Source organism: Enterobacter sp. C3_dUdeg, from assembly GCF_057536195.1.
Map to the genome: position 1 here is coordinate 1,176,652 of NZ_BAAKFX010000001.1, position 14,756 is coordinate 1,191,407.

Below are 14,756 nucleotides of genomic sequence, written 5' to 3' on the forward strand. Positions count from 1 at the left end.
TATCGTCCCCGTTAAAACGCGACCCATGCAACGTCTTCATACCTACCCCGATATCCGCGCGATGTTTCGTCGCCTGCTGATTGCCACCGTCACCGGCGTGCTGGCCGCGCTCGCCGTTGCGGTATTCCGCCACAGCATGTACCTGCTGGAGTGGCTGCTTCTCAGCAACGACAGCGGCAGCCTGGTGAATGCGGCCGCGTCGCTCTCGCCCTGGCGACGCGCATTGACGCCAGCGCTGGGTGGGCTGGCTGCCGGACTGCTGCTCTGGGGATGGCAGCGTCTGACCGCGCAGCGGCCTCATGCCCCCACCGATTACATGGAAGCGCTGGAGACCGGAGACGGCCAGTTTGACTACGGCGCCAGCCTTGTGAAATCCCTTGCCTCGCTGCTGGTCGTGGCCAGCGGAAGCGCCATCGGGCGTGAAGGGGCGATGATCCTGCTCGCCGCCCTCGCCGCCTCCCTTTTCGCCCGGCGCTTTACGCCCAAATCCGAATGGAAATTATGGATAGCCTGCGGTGCCGCCGCCGGGATGGCCAGCGCCTATCACGCGCCCTTAGCAGGAAGCCTGTTCATCGCGGAAATTCTGTTTGGCACGCTGATGCTGGCCTCGCTCGGCCCCGTGGTGATTGCGGCGGTGGTGGCGCTTCTTACGACGCAGCTCCTGGCACCGGGCGCAGGTACGCTCTACGCGGTCCATCTGAGCGGCATCCTCACCGCGGCCGATTATGCTCTTCTCGTCGCGATGGGGCTGGTCGCGGGCCTCTGCGGACCGCTGCTGATGTGGCTGATGGACGTCAGCCACGGGCTTTTCCTGCGCCTCAAGCTTTCGCCGCCGTGGCAATTAGCGCTGGGCGGTGCGATCGTCGGGCTGCTGTCTCTTCTCACGCCGAAGGTGTGGGGGAATGGCTACAGCGTGGTTCAGGCTTTTCTGCTCGCCCCGCCGCTGCTGTCGGTGATTGCCGGGGTGTTCATCTGTAAACTGCTGGCGGTACTGGCGAGCAGCGGATCGGGTGCGCCCGGAGGGGTGTTTACGCCCACGCTGTTTGTCGGTATGGCAACAGGAATGCTGTTCGCGCAGCTTTTCGCGCTGTGGCTACCGGGCTCTGAGACGGCGATTTTGCTGGGGCTGGCGGGAATGGCAACGCTACTTGCCGCGACCACGCATGCGCCCATTATGTCGGCGCTGATGGTCTGTGAAATGACCGGACAGTATTTTTTACTGCCCGGCCTGCTGGTCGCCTGCGTGGTGGCGTCCGTGCTGTCGCGGACGTTACGCCACGACTCGGTCTACGGTCAACACGCCACCGAGGGCAGAGAGATCGATGTACTGCGCTAGCTCGCGCTGCTCGGCGCGGGGCAGATAAGGCAGTTCACCCACCAGCGGCCCGGGCAGCTTTTTGCTCAGCACGTCGATGATCTCGGCGTAGTGCGCCAGGCCCGGGTTAATGCGGTTTGCCACCCAGCCAATCAGCGGCAGGCCATCATTGGCGATCGCCTGCGCCGTCAGCAGCGCGTGGTTGATGCACCCTTCCTGGATACCCACCACCATTACCACCGGAAGCTGTTCCTGTACGACCCATTCAGACAGCGGGCGCAAATCATTCATCAGGCTGCGCCAGCCGCCCGTCCCTTCCACCACCACGTGGTCCACCTTTTCGCTCAGGTTCGCCAGGCCGTCGGACAACAGGGGATAATTAATCAGGCCGCTGTGCGCTACGCTGCTCTCCTCTTCGCTTAACGCAATGGGATTGACCGCGTGATAAGGCAGTTCCAGCGACGAGACGCTTTGCAGCACCAGGGCGTCTTTATTACGCAATCCCTCTGGCGTCTCTTTACTGCCTTTTGCGACCGGTTTGTACCCTGCCACGCGTTTACCGCTTGCTGCCAGCGCCTGCAGCAATGCGCGGGATACGACGGTCTTGCCGACAGAGGTATCTGTACCAGTAACAAAGAAACGCTTAAGCATGACTCACTCCACCTCTTGGGTATGCTTCGAAAATATAAACCAGGTAAATAATTCAGTGGAGGAAGTCTACGGGATGCGTGCGCTACCCGGCTTGAGATAGCGCAATTTTTCTTACATCTGCGGAAAAGAGTTAACCCTGCAGCAGGCGGATCAACAGCGAGCCGTTATACATGGCATCTTTGACCAGCGCCGCGCCGGCCATGGTTCCCTGGTTGGAAAACTGGGTGCTTTCTACCGCAATATTTTTGCTGTAGGCGGGAAGCGACTGCTGATGGATACAGGCCGAAATCGCCGGGAAGAGGATCTCCGCCGCCTGGCTCAGCGGTGAGCCAATAAGGATTTTTTGCGGGTTGAAGAGGTTCACCATAATGGCCAGAATGCGGCCAACGTTATTCCCCACGCCGGTAATAATGTCCTTCGCCAGCAGATCGCCCTGGCGCGCGGCGGCGCAGAGGGAATCCACCGTCAGGGGTTGTCCGTGCAGCGAAGAGCTCATGGACTGGCTGAGCCTGACCTGCGCCAGCTCCAGCACGCTTTCCACGCTGGCAATGGTCTCCAGACAGCCGTGATTTCCGCAGTAGCAGCGCTTGCCGTACGGGTCGACCTGGGTATGACCGATTTCCACCAGGCTACTGCTCCCGGCGTGGAGAAGACGTCCGTCGGTAATCACGCCCGCCCCGACGTTATGGTCGATGACCACCTGAATCACATCCCGCGCGCCGCGCGACGCGCCAAACAGCGCTTCCGCCATTGTCCAGGCGCTGATGTCATGCTGAATATAGACCGGCACGCCGGTATGATTTTTCAGCACCTCGCCCAGCGGCATCTCTTTGACATCGTCGTAAAACGGCATGCGGTGAACAATACCGTTTTCGGTATCAATAATGCCCGGCATGGTGATGGCAATCGCGGTTAAGCGTTCCAGCCGCTGCTGATGGCGGATAAAGAAGTGATCGATATGCGAGACAATCGCGTCGAGGAGCGGTTCCTCCGCGTTGAGCGGCAGTTCAAGCCGGTCTTCCACCACCAGCTTGCTGCTCAGGTCGCGCAGCGCAAGGAAGATCTCCCCCCGGCTGATGCGCAGTGACAGGTAGTGCCACGCTTCCGTTTCAACCACCAGCCCGACTGCCGGACGACCGCGGCTGCCCGGCTCCTGAATTTCCGTCTCCTGAACCAGGTGCGCTTCCAGCATCTCGCGGACAATCTTGGTGATACTGGCAGGTGCCAGTTGTGCCAGGCGCGAAAGATCGATACGCGAAACCGGACCAAGCTGATCAATCAGGCGATACACCGCGCCAGCGTTGGTCTGCTTAATCTGATCGATATGCCCTGGCTGACTATCAGCAACCACCTCGTACTCCCTTATTTTCGAGCTTCGAAATAAACTGTTTGCTATGGTGAAGCACTTGCATGGCCGTCGTCAAATATTTACTTAGCCATGTGATTTACCGCACATTTTTACCCTCTTTTGCGTGAAAATGCCGCCCGGCAGAGGCGCTCATTAGCTGCTGTTTGAAGCGCTGTGCGGCATGGCTCTGTTCACGGTGTTTTGACCACACCAGCCACATTTCGGAAACGGCATCCTCTTCGGCGATGGTCACCCAGCGCATTTCGCGCAGCTGCACCCGCTTAAAGGAGGCCGGAAGAATAGATACGCCCAGACCGGCCGCGACCAGGCCGATAATGGTCATCGCTTCCCCTACCTCCTGAGTGATGACCGGGGCAAGATCGTAGCGGCGCATCAGCCCCAGGATATCGTCATACAGACCCGTCCCGACCTGCGGATCAAAAAAGACAAACGGCTCTTTTGCCAGCTCTGCCAGCGAGACCTCCGGACGCGACGCCAGCGGGTGATCGTGCGGGATCATAGCCATCAGCGGTTCGCGCAGGATAACCTCCCACGCCAGCGTGTCCGGCAGCTGGGTGTTACGCATCAGCCCCAGATCCAGCGCTCCCTCATTCAGCGGTGCAATCTGCTCGCGGGTGTTGATTTCGCGCGTCTGAATGTGAACATCCGGAAAGTGGCGACGAAATGACGATAGGGTCTCCGAGACGGCGCTGATAAACGGCGCGGACGAGGTAAACCCGATCCGAAGCTCTCCGGCTTCCCCGAGATAGAGCCGCTCTGCACGGGCGGCGGCGTCATCAACCATGCTCAGAATTTGTCGGCTGTCGATCAGGAACTGTTTACCCGCCGCCGTCAGGCTCACGCTGCGGTTGGTGCGGGCCAGAAGGCGCGCCCCGACCTGCTGCTCCAGGATTTGAATCTGCTGGCTTAACGGTGGCTGAGAGATATTCAGGCGTGCCGCCGCACGGCCAAAATGCAGCTCCTCGGCGACGGCGACAAAGTAGCGAAGATGACGCAGCTCGATATTCATATTTTTAAAGTATCATTTGAGATTATTAATATATTAGACAGAATATTTACATTTTCCTACCCTGAACAGGTGGTCATACCCGTCACCAGAAATCACGGGGATGTTTAAGCAAGGAAATTGTGTGAGCCGTACAACGACTATTGATATCGATCCGGCAAGAGATATCGATGATTTACCCGCAGCACCGCAGCCGGTCCAGTTCATTAAACGTGGTACCCCCCAATTTATGCGCGTCACGCTGGCGCTCTTTTCCGCCGGTCTGGCGACCTTCGCCCTGCTCTATTGCGTTCAGCCGATCCTGCCCGTTCTCTCTCATGAGTTTGGCGTATCGCCTGCCAGCAGCAGCGTTTCGCTCTCTGTTTCTACCGGCATGCTGGCGATTGGGCTGCTCTTTACCGGGCCGCTGTCCGACGCCATTGGCCGTAAACCGGTGATGGTAACCGCGCTGATGCTGGCGTCGGTCTGTACGTTACTCTCGACCATGATGACCAGCTGGCACGGTATTCTGGTGATGCGCGCGCTGATTGGGCTCTCGCTCAGCGGCGTGGCGGCGGTCGGGATGACCTACCTCAGCGAGGAGATCCACCCGAGCTTTGTTGCTTTCTCTATGGGGCTTTACATCAGCGGGAACTCGATTGGCGGAATGAGTGGCCGCCTGCTGAGCGGGGTGTTTACGGACTTCTTTAACTGGCGTATTGCGCTGGCGGTAATCGGATGTTTTGCGCTGGCATCAGCGCTGATGTTCTGGAAAATTCTGCCGGAATCGCGTCATTTCCGCCCGACATCGCTGCGCCCGAAAACGCTGTTTATCAACTTCCGCCTGCACTGGCGCGACAAAGGTTTGCCGCGACTGTTTCTGATGGGATTCCTGCTGATGGGTGCCTTCGTCACGCTGTTTAACTATATAGGCTACCGCCTGATGCTCTCGCCATGGCATCTGAATCAGGCCGTTGTCGGTTTGCTTTCTGTGGCCTATCTCACCGGCACATGGAGCTCGCCAAAAGCCGGGGCGATGACCGCACGCTATGGACGCGGGCCGGTACTGCTGGTCTTCACGGGCGTGATGTTACTCGGCCTGCTGCTGACGCTATTATCCTCGCTGTGGTTCATCTTTGCCGGGATGCTGCTCTTCTCCGCCGGGTTCTTCGCCGCCCACTCGGTCGCCAGCAGCTGGATTGGCCCGCGCGCGCGTCGCGCCAAAGGCCAGGCATCATCGCTGTATCTGTTCAGCTATTACCTGGGCTCCAGCATCGCCGGGACCCTCGGCGGCGTGTTCTGGCATAACTACGGCTGGAACGGCGTGGGCGGGTTTATCGCGCTGATGCTGTGCGCGGCGCTGCTGGTGGGGAGAAGCCTGCATCAGCGTTTGAAATAAACAAACGCTATCCCCCGCATATCAGCTAATGTACGGGGGCGCGTTTCTCATGTTAGCTAAACTTAATTCAGTATTAAGTAAAACGAATTCTTTATAACCATTTTGTGCATTCAGCTCTCTTCCCTCTCTCTGTAAGCTCATCGACTTCATCGTATGAAAAGAGGGATTTTAAAATGGCCATTCCAGGCAATATGTGGTTGTTCGATGACGGTGGTGCGCTTATCAAAGGCGGTTGTGATGTGCAGCACAGGGAATACAGCATTGAGTTCAAAGGATTTCACCACAATCTTTCGACGCCAACCGATAACCTGACGGGTAAACCTACGGGTAAACGCATCCACTCCCCAATGATGATCGTAAAGGAATTTGATTACTCATCACCCTATCTCTACAAAGCGGTCGCGACAGGTCAGGCTCTGCAAAAAGCCGAACTTAAATTCTACAAGATTAATGACGCAGGTCTTGAAGCGGAGTATTTCAATATTCTTCTGGAAGGCGTGCGGATTGTTTCAGTATCACCTGCAATGGCCTCGCCGGGCGACACCAATAACAACCACCTCGAAACGGTTGAATTGCGCTATGAGAAAATTACGTGGAAACATAACGACGGCAATATCATTTTCTCTGACGCATGGAATGAACGGGCGACAGCGTAACTGGGGTACTGGTATGGATACTACGGAAGAAATTAACGGAACCTACTTCTACAGAGGTCATTCAAACGTCACTCCGGGCGAGTTACTTGAGATCATTTTTCTTGAGGAGTTTTGTATGGAGTTGGGGATAGATGCCGTTTCAGGCGCGGCTATTTTGGGCGGACAACCGTGGCTAAGGACTCGGGCAAAACCTGAAGGCGCTACCCTGGGAACAAGCGTTGTTTCAAAGTACGCGCGAATAATTTTACGGGACGCACGTCTCCCCTTCGGGATTAAAATTCCCACTCCCGTAGGCGTCAGGATGCAGCCAACTAACAAACTCGCAGCGGTAATTGGTCGTTATATCCCCTGGCTGGGGTGGGCCTCACTTGCACTGACTCTTCATCGAGTTTCAACGCGTACGCAAGAAAAATACAATTTGATTGCACGACCAAAAGACCGCATAGCGTGGACATCTTTCTGATGAGCATCGTAGACGACGTGTTATGTATGTTTCGGGATGAAATTCCTGGCTATCTGGATAACCAGTGGAAAGAAGTCCCTCTGGAACTGGATTCTGATTTATTCGATTCACCGGGCGATGACCTTCATGATGCATTAACCCGTTACGAGAAAGAGTTTAACGTCGATTTATCGGGTGTGGACTGGTCTCATTATTTTCCCTGGCAGAACACCCCATTGTTAGATCGCTGGTTTAAGCTGAAGCGGGAAGAAGTTGAAGCAACCCGCATACCGTTGACCGTAAGAATGTTTGCAGAGTCGGCAAAAGCAGGAAAGTGGCTCTACGACTGACTAATAAGGGGCTTCGCGCCCCTTGCATCAAAAGTGCACTAATCCTCCATAATTCACGATACACTCCCTCAATACTCCCAAAACGATAAGGAAGAACAAGAATGGAAAAAACATCAGCTTATCAACAACTCATGACATGCCATGCTGAATGGATGAAACGTATGCAGAATGAGGAATCAAAGTGATGAGTCATGATGCAGAGCTTATTGCCAAGGCTATATCAGCACTTCAACCAAAACCCGATTATCTTAAGGACTATGTTCTTCCTTTTGTGATTGCTCTTTTTGGTGCACTACTGGGTGGTCTTTCCGCTGTTCGCATAAGCAAACGTCAAGAGTTAAAAAACATTGCCAGAGACAATTTTGTAGCAGCAAACCAAGTTTTTGTATTAGCACATGGATGTCTGGCAAAGCTGGTAGCAATCAAGTCAAATTACGAGCACATCTCATCAGACGTCCCGCTGGTAAGGGCGGGAGAATTCCCCACAATAGTCACCAAGCTCGAAGATGTTAAATTCAATGCTCATGAGCTTTTTTTCATTAGGACTAGACCCACAGCAAATAAGAGTCTTTGGCAAAAGATAAAATGGACATTCCTTCATCGCATTTTAAGAAGAAAAATTAAGCAACCTTCAATAGATGAGTTGCGTAAATCCTGGAGAAATGTTGTCAAGATTGGCGCGATGTTTGAAAACTACAATCAAGTTATGGAGCTTCTGCGTAAAAGAAACCATATCAATGAAAGGGTTAAAGAGGTTATGTCTCAGGTTGGTATCTTGGAATACAGGGACGTGAATTTAGTACGAAAAATGCTTGGTGATGAACTCTGCGGTGGATTTGTAGATATAACAGAATCAGCAATTTCTTTAACTGATTATGTCCTTGATGAATTACATCAATTTCTCTTGGAGTTTCCGAAGATTGCTGAGAGCAACATTGAACTGAGTAAAATCAAAGAGTGGGGACACCTTCCTACCTATCACAATAAGCAACAAGCATTTTTAAACTGTTTGAAACCAATAGTGAAGCCTAACTATATAACGATGTCTGAATACACAGGCATGACAGAGGCAACTGTTTTGAAAAAATATAATTACGAGAGATAACTAAAGCACAGCGGGGGGAGTTTCGCCCCCCCTCCTTCCTTACTGGACTTGTCTAGACATCACTGTGGCCTTATTTAACGCCAGAAGCATCTGTTTCAACGGCTGTCTGGTCTTATACACACGATCTGACGTGGTGGTGTGCGCATGACTGAGTATGTGATATCGAACTGAATCCGGTACCCACTGCATCTGTTTAGAGTGTCTTTTCCTCCATACATACCCATCTCTTTCAGTGAAGGAAATGTGCAGGGATTGTGTTGAATGTTTGTTACTATTCACGAATGCTCCTTAGAACACTCCCACTTAGAAGGACGATGTAGAATGGAAAAAACCCCGCAATACCAACAACTTGTAAAAGTATTCCAGCGTCTCTCCCGCTTCTCGCACCTCTCCTCCATCGCCAGCTGGGACATGTTCACCATGATGCCGCCGGGCGGCAGCGCCGCGCGCGGTGAAGCACTCGCGGAGATGAGCGTCCTGCAACATCAGATCCTGACCGATAAAAAAGTCGGCGACCTGTTAGCGGCGGCGGCAGGTGAAGATCTGAATGATGTCGAACAGGCCAACCTGCGCGAAATGACGCGCCACTACCAGCAGGCCACTCTGCTGCCGGAATCGCTGGTGGAAGCGAAATCCCTGGCAGGCAGCAAATGTGAACACGCCTGGCGTACTCAGCGCCCCGCTAACGACTGGCAGGGTTTTTCCGCCAACCTGAAAGAGGTGGTCAAACTCAGCCGCGAAGAGGCTCGCCTGCGGGCCGAAGCCAAAGGCTGTACGCCGTACGACGCGCTGCTGGACATTTTTGAACCCGACATGACCAGCGCGCGTCTGGACGTTCTGTTCGGCGATATGAAGTCCTGGCTCCCGGACCTGCTGGCAAACGTGGTCGAAAAACAGGCTCAACGGTCGTTTATTCCGCCGCAAGGCCCCTTCCCGACGGCAACACAGCGTGAACTGGGCCTTGAAGCCATGAAGATGCTTGGCTTCGATTTTAACGGCGGTCGCCTGGACGTGAGCGCGCACCCGTTCTGCGGCGGCGTCCCGGAAGACGTGCGCATCACCACGCGCTATGACGAAGATGAGCTGCTCAGCGCGCTGTTTGGCGTGATCCACGAAACCGGACACGCCCGCTATGAACAAAACCTGCCGCGCGCGTGGGCAGGGCAGCCGGTTGCCCTGGCGCGCTCAACCGCGATCCATGAGTCACAGAGCCTGTTCTTTGAAATGCAGCTGGGGCGTAGTGAAGCCTTCCTCAGGCATCTTCTCCCTGCGGTACACGCCCGCTTTGGTAGCCAGGCGGCGTTCAGCGAAGAGAACTTTATTGCCTGGAACCAGCGCGTGAAGCCAGGCTACATCCGCGTCGATGCGGACGAAGTGAGCTACCCGGCACACGTGGTGCTGCGCTATGAGATTGAGCGTGCGCTGATCAACGGCGAGATCGAGGTGGACGATATTCCCGCCCTGTGGGACGAGAAAATGCAGGCCTGGCTCGGATTATCCACCAAAGACAACTACCGCAACGGCTGTATGCAGGACATCCACTGGACCGACGGCGGTTTTGGTTACTTCCCGTCATACACCCTTGGCGCTATGTACGCCGCGCAGCTGTTCCATGCCGCCCGAACCGCACTGCCGGGTCTGCAGACCTCCATCGCTGAAGGCGATTTTTCCGCACTCTTTGAGTGGCTGCATCAGAACATCTGGCAGCACGGCAGCCGTTTCAGCACGTCGCAATTAATCACCCAGGCGACGGGTGAAGATCTGAATATCCGTTACTTCCGCGAACATCTGACCTCCCGTTATCTTTAATCCCTCTGCCGGAGCCTGCTCCGGCACTCTTCTCACCCTTTTCAATAAGAATATGATTTAGCACATGTTGTCATGATTGCGTCGGGTGTATGAATGCGTGTCCTTCCGACACAATTAGACTGCCATCAGGTCAGGATTAAAAAAAAAAGGGATGAATGATGAAAGGCATAATGAAAACGATGTTAGCCATTCTGTGTGCGACCAGTTTAAGTACTTTCGCAGCCACGGATAATACCCCGCAAGACGCGTTCAACGATATTACCCGCTCTCTTGCAGACCTCCAGCCCATCACGTTTCAGGCTCCTGCTGAAAAATATAAGCTGCTGGTGTTTATTGATAACCAGTGCATTTACTGCAGCAACGTAGTGAAAAGCGTTAAGCAATATACGGATGCCGGTTTGACGATGTCGTTTCTGACCGTTGCGCCCAACGCCATTCGCGACTCGGTAATTGAAGATATGGGGCGCGTCTGGTGTTCAACCGATAAGGTCAAAAGCCTGCAACAAGCGATGGCAGGATTTTTACCGGATAACGACACCACCACAGCCTGCTCCGATCTGATCGCGCGGCAATCTGCCCTGGCAGAACGTTTGGGCATTAGCATCACCCCGGTAATGGTGGTGATCGAGCCTGAATCACGGACGATTATAGGCAGTCAGTCTCCGGCGGCTATTCTGGCCACACTGAACAAATAACAGAGGCCCGTACGAGCAGCGGCGTTTGGCCTGTTCGTACACTTTCCTCCCCTCTGTACATTCCGTTACACGCTGATACCAATCACTCACGGAAACCTCGAATTTACAGGGATATAGTTATTTCAACGGCCCCGCAGTGGGGTTAAATGAAAAACCAAATTCGAGGGTATGAGAATGAATAAAGTATTAGCTCTGGTTGTTGCCGCTGCTATGGGTCTGTCTTCTGCTGCATTTGCTGCTGACACTACCGCAACTGCCGCACCGGCTGCCGCGCCTGCTGCAACCACCACCGCTGCGCCAGCAAAAGCGGTTCACCATAAGAAACATCACAAAGCTGCAGCGAAAAAAGAAGCCGCTGCACCAGCAACAGCAGCACCAACCGAGCAGAAAGCTCAGGCTGCTAAAAAGCACCACAAAAAAGCCGCTAAACCGGCTGTAGAGCAGAAAGCGCAGGCTGCTAAAAAGCACCACAAAAAAGCGACCAAACCGGCTGTAGAACAGAAAGCGCAGGCTGCTAAAAAGCACCACAAAAAAGCAACCAAACCAGCTGTAGAACAGAAAGCTCAGGCTGCTAAAAAGCATCACAAAAAAGCAGTAAAACACGAAGCTGCTAAACCAGCTGCACAGCCAGCTGCGTAAGAGTACAAGCTTAACCGTGCCCTTCGGGGCACGTTGGTAAACCGGCGCTGAACCGGAACAGGTTCCGCGCCGTTTTTTTATTTCCGGAGGGCGTATGCTGCGACGCTATCGGTTTGAGCTGATTCTGATCCTGCTTATTTTATGCGCGCTCATCGCCAGCCATTTTTATCTTTCCTGATTGTAGCACGCTGATTTTACTCCCACTTTAGCGCTGTCCCGTCTATAGTATTTTCATAGGGTTCACTTTTAATAATCATAATTACCCCCACCAGAGTGTGATATGCGTAAATCTGTTGTGTTGTTACTGGGAACGTTTGGTCTTTTTTCTGGATTCTCACATGCGGATGATGGCGGTGATGACACCATTAGCGCGAAAGAGCTAAAGACGCTTTTTTTCGGTCATGACGATCGTTCGCGCGTCGCCGATCCCACCCAGGCACCCTGGGATGCTATAGGCCAGCTGGAAACCGCCAGCGGTAACTTATGTACTGCGACGCTGATCACCCCGCAGCTTGCCCTGACGGCAGGCCACTGCCTGTTAACGCCGCCAAACGGCAAGCCGGATAAAGCGGTTGCCTTGCGGTTTGTGTCGCAAAAAGGGGCCTGGCGCTATGAAATCCACGGCATTGAGGGACGGGTTGATCCGTCTCTCGGCAAACGCCTGAAGCCGGATGGCGACGGCTGGATAGTCCCACCGGCGGCCGCCTCGTGGGATTTTGGCCTGATCGTTTTACGCTACCCGCCTTCGGGCATTACGCCGCTGCCGTTATTTGACGGCGACAAGGCCGCCCTCACCGCCGCGCTGAAAGCCGCCGACCGAAAGGTGACGCAGTCAGGCTATCCTGTCGATCATCTGGATACGCTTTATACGCACACCGACTGTATTGTGACGGGCTGGGCGCAAACCAGCGTACTCTCGCATCAGTGCGATACGTTGCCGGGTGACAGTGGTTCACCGCTGATGCTGAAAACCGACAAGGGCTGGCAGTTGATTGGTGTCCAGAGCTCTGCCCCGGCGGCAAAAGACCGGTGGCGCGCCGACAACCGCGCCTTGTCCGTTACCGGTTTCCGCGACCAGCTGGAAGCGCTGGCGCAGCAATAAATCAGCAGCGTCTGACCTTACGTAACGCTTTGATTGACTCAATTGGCATCGGCTGGCTGAACCAAAAACCCTGCAGTTGATCGCAGCCAGCCAGCCGCAGCAGTTTCATTTGCTTCTCGGTTTCCACCCCTTCTGCCACCACCGCCATGCCCAGCGCATTGGCGATCCGCACCGTACCGCTCACCAGCGCGGCCGCCTGTTCATCGTTATCCACCAGCCCGGCCAGGGATTTATCAATCTTGATGGCGTCGAAGTTAAAACGCCGCAAATAGCCAATGCTGGAATAGCCGGTGCCAAAGTCATCCAGCGCCACCGCCGTACCCAGCGCTTTAAGATTCGCTATCGCCATGCGGGCTCGCTCCGGATTTTCCAGTACATACGACTCCGTAACCTCAAGCTGCAGCCGGTTGGCCGGGAAACGGGTGCTCTCCAGCACGCTGGCCACTTTTTCTTCGAAGGCAGGATCGCGAAATTGCGCGGGGGAGATATTCACGGAGAGCTTTAATTCACCGTACGGCTGCAGATCCTCACATGCTCGCTGCAATACGAACTGACCCAGCTTGTAAATCAGACCGCTGGTCTCCGCAATGGCGATAAAGGTATCCGGACCCAGCGGCCCCTCCGGGCGACGTGGCCAGCGGACCAGCGCTTCGACGCTGCTCATTGTCTGACTGCGGGCGTCAACGATCGGCTGATACCAGACCTCAAACTCATCGCGCTCCAGACCGCTGCGGATCTGATTTTCAATCGCCAGCTTGCGTTCCCGGACGCTGTTCAGCTCCGCGTCGTAGTGGGTAATACGCCCTTTCCCGCTCATTTTGGCGTGATACATGGCAATATCGGCACGGCGAAACAGTTCGGAACTGTTGCATTCCGTCAGAGTTCCGCTGGCGATGCCGATGCTGGCACCGATATGGATGGTGCGTTCCCCCAGCTGAACCGGGGTGGTGAGAAAATCCAGCACGGAAACGGCAAAGGCGGTAGCCTGCGCCTCTGCATCATCTCCGCCGATGGTCATGGCAAACTCATCCCCGCCCATGCGCGCCAGCATCCCGCCCGGCGGCACGCGTTCATTCAGCGTTTTCGCTATCGCCACGATGAGGTCGTCCCCCACGCTGTGGCCGTAGATGTCATTCACATCTTTAAAACCGTCCAGATCGATAAACACCACGCTTTTGACGTCGGTATCGCCGCGTAAACGCACCCGATCAAGCGTTTCTATAAGCGCGCGTCGGTTCGGCAGATGGCTTAGCCAGTCCGTTCTTGCAACCAGACGCGCCTGGCTTTCGCCGCGCGCGAGTTTGTACAGCCCCACGCTACTCACCAGAATGAAGAGCAGAATCAGCCCCGACACCAGCACCACAATCTGCCTGATATCAGACGATGCCGCCCGGGCGGCCTGTGCGCCCGGGAGCCGCGCCTGCCAGTTCAGATATCCGACTAACTCCCCTGCCGCACTGTGCAGCGGCATACTGCGATCGTTGATTTTGCCAGGGGTAAAATGGAGGTTATCGATCTGAAAGGTGCCGCCCAGGTCGGATAATATTCTGGCGTTCAGATGGCGGGTAATCACCAGATAGCGGCGCGTTCCGTCGTGGACCTGTAAGCTGCCGACCATCGGGCGAATCAGCCCAATGCCGACAAAGGCCACGCCGTTGCGCGTCTGGCTGATCCCCGCATAGATATTTTTTTCGCCCGCAAGCTCGCGCCCGTGCTGGTCGATAAGCGCTTTGAGGCCTTTACCAAAGAAGTCGAGGTTTTTTTCGTTAAAGGGCCGGCTTTGAAACGATCCCCAGAGGACGTTGAAATGCTCATCCAGCATGAAGGTGCCGTCATAGAGGTTATTGATTTTAAAGCCCGTACCCCAGGTGTTGTACAGCCAGTCGGTATCAAGCGTGGGACGGTAGGCCTCCCGCACCGCATCGTCCCAGACGGCGTTATCAAGCACCAGAGAGGAGACGCGGTTAACCGATGTCTGAATAGACCCCTGCACGGAAAGCGCCGTGCGGTGTTCATCAATTTCATTGGTTTTGGTGCTGATAAGATGTAGGGATAGATAGAGCAGTGCGACGATGGAGATGATTAAGCCGATGCCCGCCATGAAGACCAGGGCAAACAACGTTCTCGCATTGGGAATATTGCGCCAGCTTAATGTGCGATACATCAGCCATCCTCTTCATGTTTTGCTTTTCTAAGCGTAATACAGGCAGCGAATTTCGCTGCCTGTAAATCATGGCGA

The 14,756-nt window shown here is 54.8% G+C and carries 15 protein-coding genes; 11 read left to right on the forward strand and 4 right to left on the reverse strand.

What is annotated here, in order from left to right:
* Positions 1–25: 25 nt before the first annotated feature.
* On the forward strand, positions 26–1,336 hold the full coding sequence (gene clcB, locus AC27FC_RS05465; RefSeq protein WP_033145380.1) for a voltage-gated ClC-type chloride channel ClcB: 1,311 nt from the start codon (positions 26–28) through the stop codon (positions 1,334–1,336).
* On the opposite strand, the gene bioD is transcribed toward clcB, so the two are convergent.
* From bioD to AC27FC_RS05480, 3 genes are all read right to left on the reverse strand, one after another.
* On the reverse strand, positions 1,271–1,966 hold the full coding sequence (gene bioD, locus AC27FC_RS05470; protein WP_023311511.1) for a dethiobiotin synthase: 696 nt from the start codon (positions 1,964–1,966) through the stop codon (positions 1,271–1,273). The genes clcB and bioD overlap by 66 nt on opposite strands.
* Before the next feature lie 130 nt (positions 1,967–2,096).
* Positions 2,097–3,317, reverse strand: a complete 1,221-nt coding sequence (gene mlc / locus AC27FC_RS05475; protein WP_023311510.1) for a sugar metabolism global transcriptional regulator Mlc — start codon at positions 3,315–3,317, stop codon at positions 2,097–2,099.
* Positions 3,318–3,411: 94 nt separating this feature from the next.
* Positions 3,412–4,344, reverse strand: coding sequence for a LysR family transcriptional regulator (locus AC27FC_RS05480; RefSeq protein WP_048980481.1), 933 nt, complete (start codon positions 4,342–4,344; stop codon positions 3,412–3,414).
* 121 nt (positions 4,345–4,465) lie between these two features.
* Between AC27FC_RS05480 and AC27FC_RS05485 the strand changes: the two genes are divergently transcribed.
* The 10 genes from AC27FC_RS05485 to AC27FC_RS05530 all read left to right on the forward strand — a co-directional run bounded on the left by AC27FC_RS05485 (position 4,466) and on the right by AC27FC_RS05530 (position 12,517).
* Positions 4,466–5,719 carry an MFS transporter gene (locus tag AC27FC_RS05485; RefSeq protein WP_094935337.1) on the forward strand — a complete coding sequence of 418 codons (1,254 nt, stop codon included), beginning with the start codon at positions 4,466–4,468 and terminating at the stop codon, positions 5,717–5,719.
* Positions 5,720–5,892: 173 nt separating this feature from the next.
* Positions 5,893–6,375, forward strand: a complete 483-nt coding sequence (locus tag AC27FC_RS05490; RefSeq protein WP_094935338.1) for an Hcp family type VI secretion system effector — start codon at positions 5,893–5,895, stop codon at positions 6,373–6,375.
* Between the two features lie 13 nt (positions 6,376–6,388).
* Positions 6,389–6,838, forward strand: a complete 450-nt coding sequence (locus AC27FC_RS05495; protein ID WP_094935339.1) for an STM2901 family protein — start codon at positions 6,389–6,391, stop codon at positions 6,836–6,838.
* Positions 6,823–7,167: a DUF1493 family protein gene (locus tag AC27FC_RS05500; RefSeq protein ID WP_094935340.1), complete on the forward strand. Its 345-nt coding sequence runs from the start codon at positions 6,823–6,825 to the stop codon at positions 7,165–7,167. The genes AC27FC_RS05495 and AC27FC_RS05500 overlap by 16 nt, the downstream gene beginning before the upstream one ends.
* Positions 7,168–7,348: 181 nt before the next feature.
* A complete protein-coding gene (locus tag AC27FC_RS05505) occupies positions 7,349–8,272 on the forward strand; it encodes a hypothetical protein (RefSeq protein WP_185857641.1) in 924 nt (307 codons plus the stop codon).
* Between the two features lie 321 nt (positions 8,273–8,593).
* The gene (locus AC27FC_RS05510; RefSeq protein WP_196354489.1) at positions 8,594–10,081 is read left to right on the forward strand and encodes a carboxypeptidase M32; all 1,488 of its coding nucleotides are present in this window, start codon (positions 8,594–8,596) and stop codon (positions 10,079–10,081) included.
* Between the two features lie 170 nt (positions 10,082–10,251).
* Entirely contained in the window at positions 10,252–10,776 is a 525-nt protein-coding gene (locus AC27FC_RS05515) for a thioredoxin fold domain-containing protein (RefSeq protein ID WP_232960369.1), read from the forward strand.
* A 174-nt stretch (positions 10,777–10,950) separates the two neighbouring features.
* Positions 10,951–11,415 carry an acid resistance repetitive basic protein Asr gene (gene asr, locus AC27FC_RS05520; protein WP_032657610.1) on the forward strand — a complete coding sequence of 155 codons (465 nt, stop codon included), beginning with the start codon at positions 10,951–10,953 and terminating at the stop codon, positions 11,413–11,415.
* 94 nt (positions 11,416–11,509) lie between these two features.
* Complete coding sequence (gene ydgU, locus AC27FC_RS05525) at positions 11,510–11,593, forward strand: small membrane protein YdgU (RefSeq protein WP_021241182.1); 84 nt, start codon at positions 11,510–11,512, stop codon at positions 11,591–11,593.
* Between the two features lie 102 nt (positions 11,594–11,695).
* The gene (locus AC27FC_RS05530) at positions 11,696–12,517 is read left to right on the forward strand and encodes a trypsin-like serine peptidase (RefSeq protein WP_196354493.1); all 822 of its coding nucleotides are present in this window, start codon (positions 11,696–11,698) and stop codon (positions 12,515–12,517) included.
* Position 12,518: 1 nt separating this feature from the next.
* Here AC27FC_RS05530 and AC27FC_RS05535 read toward each other — a convergent pair whose 3' ends face one another.
* Positions 12,519–14,681 (reverse strand): bifunctional diguanylate cyclase/phosphodiesterase, encoded by a 2,163-nt coding sequence (locus tag AC27FC_RS05535; RefSeq protein WP_196354495.1) that lies wholly within the window; start codon positions 14,679–14,681, stop codon positions 12,519–12,521.
* Between the last annotated feature and the right edge of the window lie 75 nt (positions 14,682–14,756).

What these genes read in the sequence shown, in the direction of transcription:
- clcB (WP_033145380.1), top strand. Translation starts at nt 26, where the DNA reads ATGCAACGTCTTCATACCTACCCCGATATCCGCGCGATGTTTCGTCGC.
- bioD (WP_023311511.1), bottom strand. Translation starts at nt 1,966, where the DNA reads ATGCTTAAGCGTTTCTTTGTTACTGGTACAGATACCTCTGTCGGCAAG.
- AC27FC_RS05480 (WP_048980481.1), bottom strand. Translation starts at nt 4,344, where the DNA reads ATGAATATCGAGCTGCGTCATCTTCGCTACTTTGTCGCCGTCGCCGAG.
- AC27FC_RS05490 (WP_094935338.1), top strand. Translation starts at nt 5,893, where the DNA reads ATGGCCATTCCAGGCAATATGTGGTTGTTCGATGACGGTGGTGCGCTT.
- AC27FC_RS05495 (WP_094935339.1), top strand. Translation starts at nt 6,389, where the DNA reads ATGGATACTACGGAAGAAATTAACGGAACCTACTTCTACAGAGGTCAT.
- AC27FC_RS05510 (WP_196354489.1), top strand. Translation starts at nt 8,594, where the DNA reads ATGGAAAAAACCCCGCAATACCAACAACTTGTAAAAGTATTCCAGCGT.
- AC27FC_RS05515 (WP_232960369.1), top strand. Translation starts at nt 10,252, where the DNA reads ATGAAAACGATGTTAGCCATTCTGTGTGCGACCAGTTTAAGTACTTTC.
- asr (WP_032657610.1), top strand. Translation starts at nt 10,951, where the DNA reads ATGAATAAAGTATTAGCTCTGGTTGTTGCCGCTGCTATGGGTCTGTCT.
- ydgU (WP_021241182.1), top strand. Translation starts at nt 11,510, where the DNA reads ATGCTGCGACGCTATCGGTTTGAGCTGATTCTGATCCTGCTTATTTTA.
- AC27FC_RS05530 (WP_196354493.1), top strand. Translation starts at nt 11,696, where the DNA reads ATGCGTAAATCTGTTGTGTTGTTACTGGGAACGTTTGGTCTTTTTTCT.
- AC27FC_RS05535 (WP_196354495.1), bottom strand. Translation starts at nt 14,681, where the DNA reads ATGTATCGCACATTAAGCTGGCGCAATATTCCCAATGCGAGAACGTTG.